General features: G+C 65.1%; 14 protein-coding genes. 3 read left to right on the top strand and 11 right to left on the bottom strand.

Annotation, left to right across the window (positions count from 1 at the left end; genetic code table 11):
* Nucleotides 1-31: 31 nt before the first annotated feature.
* Both IPM18_05940 and IPM18_05935 read right to left on the bottom strand, forming a co-directional pair.
* Nucleotides 32-1,081 (bottom strand): Gfo/Idh/MocA family oxidoreductase, encoded by a 1,050-nt coding sequence (locus IPM18_05940; protein ID MBK9119128.1) that lies wholly within the window; start codon nt 1,079-1,081, stop codon nt 32-34.
* Nucleotides 1,082-1,165: 84 nt separating this feature from the next.
* Nucleotides 1,166-1,999, bottom strand: coding sequence for an ABC transporter permease (locus IPM18_05935; GenBank protein ID MBK9119127.1), 834 nt, complete (start codon nt 1,997-1,999; stop codon nt 1,166-1,168).
* A gap of 172 nt (nt 2,000-2,171) precedes the next feature.
* Here IPM18_05935 and IPM18_05930 point away from each other — a divergent pair, with 172 nt between their 5' ends.
* Complete coding sequence (locus IPM18_05930; GenBank protein MBK9119126.1) at nt 2,172-4,739, top strand: DNA translocase FtsK 4TM domain-containing protein; 2,568 nt, start codon at nt 2,172-2,174, stop codon at nt 4,737-4,739.
* Between the two features lie 105 nt (nt 4,740-4,844).
* Here IPM18_05930 and IPM18_05925 read toward each other — a convergent pair whose 3' ends face one another.
* The 8 genes from IPM18_05925 to IPM18_05890 all read right to left on the bottom strand — a co-directional run bounded on the left by IPM18_05925 (nt 4,845) and on the right by IPM18_05890 (nt 10,053).
* Entirely contained in the window at nt 4,845-5,021 is a 177-nt protein-coding gene (locus tag IPM18_05925) for a hypothetical protein (protein MBK9119125.1), read from the bottom strand.
* Nucleotides 4,999-6,027, bottom strand: coding sequence for a recombination-associated protein RdgC (gene rdgC / locus IPM18_05920; GenBank protein MBK9119124.1), 1,029 nt, complete (start codon nt 6,025-6,027; stop codon nt 4,999-5,001). The genes IPM18_05925 and rdgC overlap by 23 nt, the downstream gene beginning before the upstream one ends.
* A gap of 249 nt (nt 6,028-6,276) precedes the next feature.
* Nucleotides 6,277-6,978: a sulfite exporter TauE/SafE family protein gene (locus tag IPM18_05915; GenBank protein MBK9119123.1), complete on the bottom strand. Its 702-nt coding sequence runs from the start codon at nt 6,976-6,978 to the stop codon at nt 6,277-6,279.
* Between the two features lie 4 nt (nt 6,979-6,982).
* A complete protein-coding gene (locus IPM18_05910) occupies nt 6,983-7,531 on the bottom strand; it encodes a hypothetical protein (GenBank protein ID MBK9119122.1) in 549 nt (182 codons plus the stop codon).
* 72 nt (nt 7,532-7,603) lie between these two features.
* A complete protein-coding gene (locus IPM18_05905) occupies nt 7,604-7,996 on the bottom strand; it encodes a putative zinc-binding protein (GenBank protein ID MBK9119121.1) in 393 nt (130 codons plus the stop codon).
* Between the two features lie 59 nt (nt 7,997-8,055).
* A complete protein-coding gene (locus IPM18_05900; GenBank protein MBK9119120.1) occupies nt 8,056-8,292 on the bottom strand; it encodes a TM0996/MTH895 family glutaredoxin-like protein in 237 nt (78 codons plus the stop codon).
* 13 nt (nt 8,293-8,305) lie between these two features.
* Entirely contained in the window at nt 8,306-9,673 is a 1,368-nt protein-coding gene (locus IPM18_05895) for a permease (GenBank protein MBK9119119.1), read from the bottom strand.
* A gap of 47 nt (nt 9,674-9,720) precedes the next feature.
* Entirely contained in the window at nt 9,721-10,053 is a 333-nt protein-coding gene (locus IPM18_05890) for a winged helix-turn-helix transcriptional regulator (GenBank protein ID MBK9119118.1), read from the bottom strand.
* 151 nt (nt 10,054-10,204) lie between these two features.
* On the opposite strand from IPM18_05890, the gene IPM18_05885 reads away from it, so the two are divergent.
* Nucleotides 10,205-11,722, top strand: a complete 1,518-nt coding sequence (locus IPM18_05885; GenBank protein MBK9119117.1) for an FAD-dependent oxidoreductase — start codon at nt 10,205-10,207, stop codon at nt 11,720-11,722.
* Here IPM18_05885 and IPM18_05880 read toward each other — a convergent pair.
* Nucleotides 11,622-12,503, bottom strand: a complete 882-nt coding sequence (locus IPM18_05880) for a hypothetical protein (GenBank protein ID MBK9119116.1) — start codon at nt 12,501-12,503, stop codon at nt 11,622-11,624. The two genes, IPM18_05885 and IPM18_05880, sit on opposite strands and share 101 nt — an antisense overlap.
* 249 nt (nt 12,504-12,752) lie before the next feature.
* Here IPM18_05880 and IPM18_05875 point away from each other — a divergent pair, with 249 nt between their 5' ends.
* Complete coding sequence (locus IPM18_05875; GenBank protein ID MBK9119115.1) at nt 12,753-13,535, top strand: dockerin type I repeat-containing protein; 783 nt, start codon at nt 12,753-12,755, stop codon at nt 13,533-13,535.
* The last annotated feature ends 66 nt before the right edge of the window (nt 13,536-13,601 follow it).

Here is a 13,601-nt window from a genome sequence, read left to right as displayed (position 1 = left end):
AATCCTCCCACGGACGGCTGGCGTGGGCCCACTACGGTGCCAGCACGACTTCGCGCCCCGTTTCGGCGGATGTGTACAGCGCCTCCAGCACCCGCGCTACGATCAGACTCTGCTCCGCCGGCACCGGTGACGGCCCACCGCTGCGTATCGCCGCTGCGAACGCGAGCATCTCGTTCTTATGGCCGTCATGTCCGAGCTCGTTCGCCACCTGGCTGTCGAGCAGCAGATTGCCGGCCGTGCGGGAAAGTCGCAGGTCGGGCCACTGCACGCCGCCGGCTGTGCCGTAGAGCCACACGCCCCACAGCTCCTTTTCGAGCATGTTGAGCAGCCAGCTCACTTCGAGCGCGAGTGCCGCCCCGTCGGCGAAGCGGACCAGCCCGGCGGCGAACTCCTCGACCTCGAAGTCGGCCGGATCGTAGGCACCCCACTCGTTTTCCTGGCCAGCGTGCTCCGCGAGGTGCCGGACGGAAATGCCACTCACGGTGACCGGCCGGGGAAAGTCGAGCAGGTGCAGTGCCAGGTCGAGCACATGGACGCCCAGGTCCATGCCGGGGCCGCGCCCGGCCTGGGCTTTCTTCAGGAAACCCGGCGTACTGGGGGCGCGTCGCCGGCGCAGCCACCAGGCGCGGCTGTAGTACACCGGCCCGACCTGCCCGGTGGCGAGCAGCCGACGCAGGGCCTGCGTGCGGTGCTCGAATCGCATGTGCTGGGCAGTCATCAGCAGCTTGCCGCTGGCGTCGCGCGCGGCGATCATCGCCGCGATATCCACCGGCGTGACTGCAAGCGGCTTCTCACAAAGCACGTGCCGACCGGCACGCAGGGCCGCCACCACCGCCTCCCGGTGAAACATGTTCGGTGTGGCCACGACGACGGCCTCGACGCGCTCATCTCCCACGGCGTCCGCGAGCGTAGGAAATACCGTGGGGATTTCCCACTGGCGCGCCGCCGCCTCGGCCGCGGAGGCCTGCAGATCGTACACACCCACGCACGAGACTTCGGCCAGCTCGTGCCAGAGGCGCAGGTGATAGCGGCCGATGCCGCCGGTACCGATGAGCGCGACGCGCAGCGGAGCGGGGTTCATAGGGGGTGATCCTTTGGCAGTGTGAAGCGGGAACGATACGGCCGACGGTTGGCCGCGGGCAAGGGGACTCCCCCCGCTGCGGCGTCAGATCAGCGACCGGAAGCCGTACCAACGGTTATAGAGCCCGTTCAGCAGCACCCCGAGGAACAGGTCCAGCAGCAGGATCAGGATGAAGCTGCTGACGAAGCTTCGTGTGCAGGCGCGGCCGACGCCTTCTGCGCCCGGCGCGCAGTGAAAGCCGTTGTAGCAACTGAGCAGACCGATCGCCCCGCCGAAGAAGAGCGACTTGAAGAGCCCGGTATGGACGTCCCACAGCTCGACCGTCTGCCGCGCAAAGTACCAGAACGCGCTCGCATCGCCGCCATAGAACAAATAGACACCATACGCGCCCAGGGTCCCGACCAGGTTGGCGTAGCAAGTCAGCAAGGGGGCGAGGACCACGCAAGCGATGAAACGCGGCGTTACGAGATAGCGGACTGGATCGGCGCCCATGGACCGCAGGGCCAGCAACTGCTCGGTGACGTTCATCGTACCCAGTTCGGCCGTGAGAGCCCCACCCGCACGTCCGGCGAGCATCACACCCGCCAGCACCGGCCCCAGCTCGGAACACATGGAGATGATGATGATCGCGCCAAGGCGGTCGGTCATGCCGGCGGCATCGAACTGGGCCCAGCCCTGCACGGTCAGCACCATGCCGATGAACATCCCCGTCAGCATCACGACCGGGGCAGAGCGTGTCCCGATCTGATAGGCCTGCGGGAGCAGCCGGCGCCAGCCCCGGACCGACAGCAGCTCCTCCACGATGAACGACATCGCGAAGAGACTGAAGACCCAGAACCGCCCGAGCCGCTCGAGCATACCCACGATGGCCGCTCCGAGAGATTCGATCTGGCGAAGCACGGGATTGCCGTAGGCCATGCGCACTGCTCGGTTCGCGGGCCGACCCAGCGCCGTACGGAGCGGGGCCGGGGATTCCGTCGGGCAGGGTTAACACCCCGCGTGGGCCGACGCCGCGTAGATTATCGAATTCGGCTGCGGATTGCGATATAGTGCGGAACGCGCCCGGCGCGGGTGCGGGAGCAGTACACGGATGGCGACCACATTGCGCACGGATGAGCGCTCGGCGGCGTTGAGGTTCTGCCTCGTGGCGCTGGGGTGGCTGGTCTGCCTCTTCGGCTGGGCCTGCCTCCTCAGTTTTCATGTGGCCGATCCGCCGGCCACCGTGATCTGGCAGCATTCGACCGACGTACGGAACCTCTGCGGTCCGTTGGGCGCCTGGCTGGCCTATCACGCCTTCGAGCTTTTCGGGGTTGCGGCCTACCCGATGATGGCACTGCTGCACGGTGCGGTGCTTGCCGCCGGCCGTCCGGGACGACTCAACGACCTCTGGCTACGATTTTTCGGAACGCTGCTTGTGCTGGCGTCCTCGGCGGCACTCGGTCGGGTGTTCCTCACGCCGACGGATCGCTGGACGCTCGACGGCCCCGGCGGGATCCTGGGCCAGGCGACCGCTGGCTTGTTGCTACCCTATCTCGATCAGTTTGGCACGGTACTCATTCTGGCACTCGTACTCCTCGTCGGGCTGCTGTTGGCCGCTGACAACCTCGTGATGGCTGTGCTGCGAGGCCTGCGCTGGGCCGGCACCCAGTCCGGGCCGGTCCTTGTCCGGGGCGGCACCGCGGTGGCGGGCGCCGGGGCGGCCGTGGTGCAGACCGTGGCGCATACCCTGACCACCCGCGAAGATGCGCCCCGCACCCATGTTCGTCCGGCCGGGGTTCGCGTGCTCAAGAACGTGCAGAGAGGCCGCGGAGATGCGGCCGGACCATCCCCGTCGCGTCGCGACCACGCCACCGTGGAGCCACCCCATGGCCGCCGTCCCGCGGCTGTGCCCGAACCGGAGGAGGCAGACGAAGAAGACGATCCGGCCGCGCTGGCGGAGGAAGAAGAAGAATTCGAAGAGACGGATGAGGAAGTCGTCGACGAAGAGTCCGAGGAGGAGGTCGAGGAAGCGACGGACGGAGAGGAGGAGGAAGACGATGTCCCGGCCGCGCCGCCTGCTCCGCGCATCCGCGAGCCCGTCGGTGTGAAGGACCTGCGACCTGTAGCGGTGCCGCGGTCCAAGCCCTTGCCGGAGCGCCGCACCGCGGATGACAGTGATTACCACCTGCCGGCGATGGCGCTGCTCGAGCGTCCGATCCCGCTGGATCGCTCGCTGATCGAGCAAAGCTGCCGTGAAAAGGCCTTCGTCCTCGAGCAGACGTTGAATGAGTTCCGGCTGGAGGTCGAGGTGGTTTCCATCCAGACCGGCCCGGTCATCACGGTCTTCGAGCTCAAGCTCGCACCGGGCATCAAGGTCAGCCAGATCCAGTCGCTTTCGAACGATATGGCCCGCGCACTCAAAGCTCCCGCGGTGCGCGTGGTGGCACCGCTGCCAGGCCGCAATACGATCGGCATCGAGGTCCCCAACCTCGACAAGGAGAAGGTGCGGCTGCGCGAGGTGATGGAGCTGTCGGGCGCGCGGCTGGAGCAGTGCGAAATCCCGCTGTTTCTCGGGAAGGACCCCGCGGGGCAGCCGTTGCTCGCCGACCTGACGCGCATGCCGCACCTGCTCATCGCGGGCACGACCGGGTCGGGTAAAAGTGTCTGCGTCACCAGTCTGATCATGTCGATCCTGATGACGCGTACACCGGCGCAGGTGCAGCTTATCCTCGTCGACCCGAAGGTGGTCGAGTTGTCGATCTACAAAGACGTGCCGCACCTGATGTGCCCGATCGTCACCGAGGTGAGCAAGGCCGAAGGCATCCTGGAGTGGGCCGCGACGAAAATGGATGAGCGCTACGCGCTGCTGGCCGAGGCCGGCGTGAAGGACATCAAGTCTTACAACCGCCTGGGACCGGCCGGCCTGAAGGAACGGCTGGGGATCGAGGATGAAACCGAACTCGCGAAGATCCCCGTCAAGCTGCCCTACATGGTCATCATGATCGACGAGCTCGCCGACCTGATGATGATGTCGCCGAAAGAAGTCGAGTTCTACCTCTGCCGCATCGCCCAAAAAAGCCGCGCCGTCGGCATTCACCTGATTGTGTCGACACAACGGCCACAGGCCAACGTCGTGACCGGCTTGATCAAGTCCAACCTGCCCTGCCGGATCGCGTTCCGTGTATCGTCGCGCCTCGACTCGCGGATCGTACTCGATCAGAACGGTGGGGAACTGCTGCTGGGCCAGGGTGACATGTTGTTCTTGCCGCCGGGCAGCTCGAAGCTCGTGCGCTCACAGGGCACCTTCGTCGACGACGATGAACTGCGGGCGGTGGTCAAGCACTGCAAGGGACAGGGGGGGCCGCGCTTCGACCCGGAACTTGTCCGGATTCCATCGGCCGGCGGCGGCGGCGCGGGCAGTGCCACCGAGCGCGACGACCTGTTCGACGAGGCCGTCACACTCATCATCGAGGCCGGCCGCGGCTCGGTAAGCTTACTTCAGCGCAAGCTGACGATCGGCTATGGCCGGGCGTCACGCCTGATCGACCAGATGTACGAGTCCGGCATCGTCGGCGAGTACAAGGGCAGTCAGGCGCGCGAAGTCGTCGTGTCGATGGAGGAATGGGAGCAGATCCGCGCTCAGCGCGACCGCGAAGAGAGCGCGGCTGAAGGTGACTAGTCAGGAAAGGCCCGCGGCCCGCTTCGTCTGACCCGTGCCCAACCGCCCCCGGCTCACAGGGGCCGGCGGGCTGTACACCGCCTGCGTTGGCGTACGCAGCCGAGCTTAGGCCCCTACCAGTTTCGGCGTCCGCGGGCTCTTGGTCCCCCGCGCCCACGCCGACAGCCGCTCCAGTTCACGATCCCAGCGCTGCCCCAACCGCTGCTCCAGGAACAACTCAAAAAGAGCATCCAGCAGCGTGGCGGCGTCGGTGACCGACTCAAACCGCTGCTCGAACCGCACGCGCGGATCGCGTTCGGCCGCGTCTTCCGGCAACACCAGGCCGGAGATGGCAAAGGTATCGCTCGTCAGCGTCAGCGCGAACTCGCCCAGAGGGCTGCCGAGCACCAGTCCGGCACGCACGGGTTGCTTCCCGATCCCCAGCGCCGCGCGCTTCGGGCAGCGTGGTTGGCTGATCGGCCGCGATGGTATCCACGCCAGTGAGCCCGAAGTCGCACTTCATCCGTAGCAACTTGTCGAACAGCACGGTGACGTCGTCGCCGGAGCGCAATTGCACCGGGCCGTCATTGGCATCGGCCTGCGCCCACAGCCAGGTCAGAAACTCCTTGCCCAGGAAATTCACGTCGCCGCGGAACCCGCCGGCGCTTTCCTCGTAGCCCTGCGGCGGTTCAACCAGCACGCCGGGGGTTACGCCCTCCAGGGCACGCGCCCGACCGGCGCGCTGCGCGTAGCGCGTGGCCAGTTCCTCGGGTGTCAGCGGCTGAAGACTCGCCCCACACGTATCACCGAACAGCGCCATCAACCGGTCGGCCGCACTGTTCCCTGAGGTGCCCAGGTACACCATGCGATGGGCCACATCGATCAGTACGGGGTAGCTGCGCATGCGGCGGAAGTCGCCGTTGTGGGCTTCCTGTGTTGCACGCTCCCGGGCCGTGAGTCGGGCCTGTCGCTGCTCGCCCTTGCTCAGGTAGGGGCGTCCCGAGGCGGTGCGCAGTGCTTCCTCTTCGAGTTGCACGTAGGCCCGCACGACACCGGCCGGTGCCCGCAGGGTGTCCACGCGCAGCGCCAGATGAACGTAGTCACCGTAGATCAGTCGCTCGGCTGCGAGGTCGGTTTCAAAGAGGTGCCCCGGCCCGATCCAGCCCATCTGCGTGTCGTCGGATTGTACCGGCGCGCGTCCGAAGGTGCGGTTCTGCAGAGCGCGCAGCAGCGCGTCATCGCAGGACTCGGGGAACGGGCCGGTAATGGCGAAGCGGCGGCAGGTGACCGCGCCGGAAGCGAAAGCCATGCGAAGTTCTCCGTGATGCCCGTGACACACGGGTGCTGCGGAAACGTAGGAGCCCGCGCATGACGCGTCAAAGCGCCGCCCTGTGCATACACCTGTCAAATGCCTGTGTGTTAGCTGTCACGAACGCGCTTGGTGTCTGCGGCCACAGAAGTTGCGCGCGACACCCAGCAGGTGCCTTTTTTCTTGGCAACGTGCTGTTTTCGTGTTTCGCACGAGCACTGCGACGCAGCCCCCTGTGACCCACTCCGCTCACCAACCGGCCGGCATTACTCGAAAGATATGTGCCAGCGTGAAATACGCGCCGAGCAGAATAAAGAGCACCCCCGTCACGCGGCGCGCCCAGCGCTCAAACGCCGTAATCTGGTTGAACAGGCGTGCCATGGCGCTCGCGCTGCACACGATCAGAATCGCGAATGCGACCACCGGCAACGCGGTGGTCACGCCGTAGACCATCGGCAGCAGCACGCGTGACTCGTGTTGTATCGCCAGCGGAACGAGTCCGGCGAAGTAGAGCGCCGCAGACGCGGGGCAGAAGGACAGCGCGAAGAGCACGCCCAGCGCCAGACCTGACCAGACGCCACAACCGGAGACGCGCGTGCCCAGCCGCGCTCCGAGGTCGGACCCGCGGCTCTGCCAGTGGATCAACCCGAGCAGAAACATGCCCAGCAGGATCAGCAGCGGGCCGAGTATCTTGTTCATGTACTTCTGGAGGAAGCCGGACGCCGCCGGCGCCGCCAGCAAGCCCGACACCAGCGCCGCGGCGATGCCGATGTAAACGACCGTGCGCCCCACCGTGTAGAGCAGGCCGGTCACCAGCGCCGCGCGCGGGCTCGCGACACGCCGCCCGATGAACGAGATGGCGGCCACGTTGGTTGCCAACGGACAGGGACTGATCGCGGTAAGCAGGCCGATCCAGGCAGCGGCCGCCACGCCAACGAGGAATTCGGGCATCGCCTCAGGACTCCAGGTAGTGGCGCGTCTCGGCCACGACGTAAGTGCCGAAAGACTCGGCGTCGCTCACAAGCTGCCAGACCTTCTCCAGGTTGACCCAGGCGTCCTCGACCCCGTCACGGAAGTGGACCAGGATGAGCGAACTGGTGACGAGCTCGTATTTCTGGGCGAGCTGCGCGTTGGCCGGCTCCTGCACGTCCACCGCGCGCCATTCGAGCGTACCGTCGGCAAACGCATCCGGGAATGCTGTGCGCAGCGCTTCCTCCGCCTGCCTCTCAATCGTCAGGCACGTGCGACAACGCATCGTCCAGTGCAGGTAGTAGGCGATGACCTTGCTGCTGGGTGCCGCCACCTCTGTAGCGCCCGCGTCACCGCCCGCTTCAGCAGCCTCTGAAGGGCTGCTCCCTGAATGACCGGTGGCCACGGCTGCTGCGGGATTCCCCTCTGGGGCCTGTGGTTGAGGCGCAGCGCTTGTTTCCTGAAATGCCATGTACGCGACGCTGACCGCCACAAAGGCGACGAGAACCATACTGATGATGCCCTTCACGTTCATGCTCCTAGCTCCTGTGCTTGCTGTATTCATTGCCTCTTCCCGCCCCGCGCGATCCCATTCGTAAGGCACCACTCACTGCTTACTTGCTGATGCGGAGAGCGTAGTCCTCGCATGATCCGCGACGCGCCGGGTGTGGAGTACAAAATGGGGATTCTCCGGCTGCTTCTCGAGGCCGAGTGCCGTGACATCGACGTGCAGATCGACGGGAAGGTCAGCGGCTTCGAGCACTTTCCGCGCACAGTGCGCATCGCAGCCATCAATGACGATACGACCGGCCGCGGCACCGGCGCGTTGCAGCTTATCGGGTATCCGTGCAGCGACAGCCGCGGTGCAGAACAACCTCGCGACACCTTCCTGCGCCAGAAGCACGCCGACGCGATTGGCGATCTGCCCGCTGTAGGCGGCGCCGGCGCAAGTGAAGGCCAACACTTCGGCTTCCTGCCCCTGGCAACCGCTCGATACCATTGGATTGTCCTCTTGCTTGACTGTGCGACACGGTGCTCTACCCGAGCACCCGCGTGGTCTCAGGACTTCTGTAGTAGCTGGCTTAACTCCGACTCGCTCGGCACCTTGCCGACGACTTTCACCTTGCCGTCGATCACGAGTGCGGGCGTCATCATGACGCCGTAATCGGTGATCTTGCCGATATCAGTTACGCGCTCGAGCGTGTAGGCGATCCCCAATTGGTCGGCGACCTTCTTCGCAGCGTCGGCCAGCGCGTGGCACTTCGGACAACCGGTTCCAAGGACTACGATTTTCATGTCGGTGTGCTCCTCAGGCAGCGTACGAACCATAGATCAGTCCAGCCGTCGTGGAGAGCACCACGACCAGGACGACGTAAACGACGGTCTTCTGCGTTCCCATGACCGAGCGGATGACGAGCATGTTCGGCAGCGATAACGCCGGTCCCGCGAGTAACAGCGCGAGCGCCGGTCCGCGCCCCATGCCTGCCCCCAGCAGCCCCTCGATGATCGGCACTTCGGTCAGTGTGGCGAAATACATGAGGGCACCGGCCACCGCAGCGAACAGATTGGCACCCAGGCCATTACCGCCCAGCAGTCCGGCGATCCAGCTCTCGGGGATCAACGCCGGATGCCCGGGCCGCCCCAGCAGCAGTCCCGCTACCAGCACGCCCACGAACAGCAGCGGCAGAATCAGCTTCGCGAACGACCACGTGCTCGCGAACCACTCATGCAGTTCGGTGCGCGTAAACCAGAGGGCATTCATCACGACCACCCCGAGCAGGCACAGCCCCGTCAGTACCCACTTCACCCGCCAGAGCGTCGCCATCACACTGGGAACCGGTGTGAAACTAGCCACCTCACGCTGCGGCAGGAGCAATTCCTCGCCCACAGTCGCTCCCGCCGTCAAGGTCAGTCGCCAGTGTGGTGCGTGGTCCGTACCCGGCTCTGGCACTGCCACCACGACCGCTTGGATTTTGTCCCCGGCGATCGTGGTGAAGGTGTACTCGCTTGGTCGAGCCCAGTTGGCGAAGACCAGCACACCGATCAGCGCTGCGAAATAGAGTGCCGTCAGTCCGAGCGACCGGCCTTTCTCATCGTCCGGCAGGGCGAGTTTGCCTGCGCTTGAGCGTGCGGCCTCCTCCTTGCGATAGATCAGATGCATCGCGAGGCCGATCGCGACGGCGAACACGACCGCCCCGATGGCGCGTGCCAGCCCCAACTCCCACCCCAGGACGCGCGCCGTCAGGATGATCGCCAGTACGTTGATCGCTGGTCCGGAATACAGGAACGCCGTGGCCGGTCCAAGACCCGCCCCACGCTTGTAGATCCCTGCGAACAACGGCAGGATCGTGCATGAACAGGCCGCCAGGATAGTCCCCGAGACCGCGGCTACCGAGTAGGCGACGGCCTTGTGTGCCCTGGCGCCGAAGTACTTAATCACCGCGGCCTGCGAGACGAAGCATGCGATGGCGCCGGCAATGAACAGCGCGGGGATGAGACAGAGGATGACGTGATGCTGGGCGTAGTCCTGCAGCATCAGGAGTGCTTCGCGCGACGCGGATGGAAGGGCACCAGTCGTTGGGAGCTGGGCAAAAGGCAGAAAAAAAGCCAGCAGAAAGACCGTCAGCATCAGCAGGAAAATGGCAGTCGTCCGGGCACTTGAGCTCCACGTCTTCATGGCAAAAAGGCCATGGATGGAGCTAAAAAAGGAGACGAACTGGACGGTCAGGCGCTGATCGCGGCCTGCTGGGTCCGCAAGTTGTCCTTCAACACGTTCTCGATACATTCCCATAATCCCTGCAGGCAGCAGATTTTAAGTCGATAAAAGGTCATGGTCCCCTCTTTGCGATCGGCCACGATGCCGGCGTTGCGCAAGACCGCAAGGTGCTTCGAAACTGTGGACTGATCGACATGCAGCCACGCGGTGAGCTCGCATACGCAGCACTCGCGCTGGCTGAGCGCATCCAAGATTAATAGGCGAGTGGGGTGCGCCAAGGCCTTGGCAACCTGGGCCCGGGCTTGGTAGCGCTCGATCGGATGGAGGGTCAATTCGTTCATGCGTATATGTTCATTATCGCATCAATAGGTCCATTTATCAAGGTCTTGCATGAATTCTGTCGGGGAGTGGCGGGACTCCGGCCCGTGCGATACAGATTCGCAACACGGTGACTCTCAGCGGCGGTCGGATGTTGACGTAGGAGTCGGACACATGGCAGTTTCTTTGTTTGCGCGCTGGTGGCAGCGGCGCAATGCCTCCCAGCGCCTGTCCCGCCGGGACTTCCTCGCTGGAGCCGGGGCTGTTTCGGCCACGGTCCTGCTGGGCCGCCTGCCCGGGTGTACCGTGCCGCCGCGCGGGCCAGCCGCCCAGCCGGGCAGCGCCGATCGCCGCATCATTATCATCGGCGCCGGATTCGCTGGTCTGGCCGCCGCTTACGAGCTGCGGCAGGCGGGTTGTGAGGTTGTCGTCCTCGAAGCCCGCCGGCGTGTTGGTGGCCGCGTGCTCAGCTTCGGCGACCTGGTTCCGGGGAAAACGGCCGAGGGCGGTGCCGAGCTGATTGGCGCGAACCATCCGCAGTGGCTCGATTATGCCGATCGCTTCGGTCTCGACTTTCTCGCGGTGGAGGAGGACGAACTGGAGTTTTCGGTCACCCTCAACGGTCGGCGGCTCACGGCGGCAGAAGTGGATGCCGTCTTTGAAGAGCTCGAGACGGTCTTGGGTCGGCTTACGGATCTGGCCCGGCCCATCGACGCCGACCGTCCCTGGTTGAGCACGGACGCAGCGCGGTTGGACCAGCAGAGTGTGGCCGAGTGGCTCGCGGCGCAGCGCGATATTTCGCCTTTGTGCCGCCGCGCGTTTGAGGTGCAACTCGAAGCCGACAACACCGTACCCCTGGTGCGGCAGAGTCTGCTTGGTCTGCTTGCTTGCATCCGAGGCGGCGGGCTGGAGAAATACTGGACCGAAAGCGAGGCGTTCCGGTGCCGCGGGGGCAACCAACAGCTTGCGCACCGGCTGCGTGCCGCGCTCGGCGAAGAGCACCTGCGGTTGGAGTGTCCGGTCGCAGCGGTTCGCAGTGACGACCGCGGAGTTGTCGTGGAAGCGGCTTCGGGCGAGTGCCTCACCGCGGACGCTGTCGTCGTCGCGGTGCCCCCGAGTGTCTGGGACCGCATTCGGTTTGAGCCCGCTCTGCCGGCCCAGTTGCGTCCACAGATGGGTGTCGCGGTGAAGTATCTCGCGGCGGTGGCACGGCCGTTTTGGAGCGCTGCGGGCCTGTCACCGTGGAGCTTCGGTGACGGGCCGGTTAGCTGGACATGGGAAGGCACCGCCGGTCAGTCCCGACCCGCCGGTCCGGCCGTGCTGGTTTCGTTTTCGGGCGGTGCCGCGGCCGAGGCGTGCCGTCGATTTCCGACGGACACACGCGACGTGCGATACGCCCAGGAGTTGGAACGAGTGTATCCCGGCTTCACGGCCGAGCGACAGACAGCGCGCTTCATGGACTGGCCATCCGATCCTTGGACCCGGGCGGGCTACTCGTTCCCGGCGCCGGGCCAGGTCACCTTGCAAGGGCCGATCCTGCACGCGGGCTTGGGGCCGGTGCATTTCGCGGGCGAGCATGTCTGCTACAAGTTCATCGGGTACATGGAAGGTGCGCTGCAATCGGGCGTCGCTGTCGCACGGCGGGTGCTGAGCGCGCCTGCGACTGCGCGGGTCGCGATGGCAACTCGATGAAGATTTCCAGCAAAGGTCGTTGGGCCAGGTTCGTCACCACCTGGCCCAGCAAGGCCGTGAACAGTATGAATGGTGAGAAGGCCACCAGCAGCACCGCGCGGAACGCCGTCGAAACCACCGTCCACATCGAGTTCAACACCTGCCCGAGTACCGTGACGAGCACGCTGTTCAGCACGATGATCGGCACGAGCAACAGCACCGCCAGTGCGGCACCCTGACTCCGATCCAGCAGTTTCGCGACCCCGCTGCTTACATCCGGTAGTGGAATGGAAATGCCGGTCTGCCGTTCGATCGCGGCGGCCACCTCCGCGGCCGTGCGCGTGAGATCAATCTGCAGGGCGAAGGTCTCCGTGCTGCCGGAGACCGCGTCAAACACGTCTGCCGAGGCCGTCAGGCGCAGCGGTTCCGCTTCCGCGTAGGTGATTCGTACCGAACTGCCGTCCGCAGCGAGCAGTCGTACGGGGCGCCCGAATTCAAAGTGGATCTCGGCTTGACCCGCGGCTGTCCGGATCAGGATGGCATCGACTTCCCCAATTCCACCGGCGCTCGTGCGTGATCCGTATACGAAGAACGCGTCGCCGTTTACCACCCGACCAGCCGCAAGGGGTTCGCCGGCGGTATCAGTGTTCAGGAACAGGCCGACAGTGGTGCGGCCGTCGCCCGGAATCAATGGCCACTCAAGAGTACAGCCGACCGGAGCGACGGTCAGTGCGAAGGTAAGGACTCCGAGAAACGCTGCGCCTGTGTGCCCGCGCGTCGCTGCGCCGATCCAATTCAACACACCGTACCTCCTGAGTGGGGGTGCCGAGCACATGGTATCGGCTGCCGGGTGTCCGCACGCCCGGGGTGGATCGCCAAGTTTCTGGTGAATAATCGGTGGCCGTAAACGCGCACGATTTGACTCTGCCCCATGCGCGAGTTACGTTTCTAAACAGGAGCACTTCGAAGGGAGCAAGCCGGCTCTAGGTGTTCGAGCCCGGCTTCCATCCCATCTGATGTTCGGCCGAGGCACCCGATGGAGGCGTGTAAGATGGCTCGTGCTCAAGCACTTGTCGTAACCGCTCTCGCTGTGGCATTGCTGGGCGGCATGTTCAACGCGTCCGCGTGGGGCGCATCCGTCACTGTTTCCCTCGTCAATCCCGGCCCCATGCAGGTTACGCCCGGGACGCCTATTACTCTGGAAGTGCGGGCCACATTCGATACGCGGCTCTCCGGGATCGCCTTCCGGCTCAGCGCTGCCGGGGCACCGGGGGCGCTGTTGACCGCGCGCTCGCTCAATCCCACCGGACCCAACGGACTCACGTACGTCTCGCGCACATCGCAAAACCCCTTTCAAGCCAACTTGCCGCACGACTTGAAGTCTGCCGCGGTGCGTGAAGTGGCCTACGACAACGATTTCGGCGGCCTGCCGGGCAGTGCGGGGGATGGTCTCGCGCCCGGAGCGGGTGTCCTGATTGAGGAAATCACGATTGTCCCCTCCGGCACCGGCGTCTTGACCATTGTGTTGTCGGAGGTGAGCGCGGTGCATACGACCCAGGCACCGCACGGAAAGTTGTTCGAGCATGCGGCCATCGGCACAGGGCAGGTGCAGGTATTTGTCGGCGCGGGGTTGTTCGGTGATTTGAACGGCGACGGGGTGGTCAATTTCGTGGACTTTACGGCCTTGGCGGGCTGCCTGAACGGCCCGTTCGTCGGATTCCCGCCGCCGGGCTGCTCGCCGCTCAACTTCAGTTTGGCGGACCTTGAAGGCGACGGTGATGTGGACATGTCGGATTTCGCCTTGTTCCAGGCCGTCTTCGGAACCACGCGGTAAGTGGCAAGAGCACAGGACTTCGGGCGCAGTGGGACTGAGCGGCCGACGGGTGCAGCGGGCTGTCCG

The organism is Phycisphaerales bacterium, from assembly GCA_016716475.1.
Classification (GTDB): Bacteria; Planctomycetota; Phycisphaerae; order UBA1845; family Fen-1342; genus JADJWG01.
The sequence above is the reverse complement of the archived record's forward strand: the minus strand, read 5'-3'. Positions and strand labels throughout refer to the sequence as shown.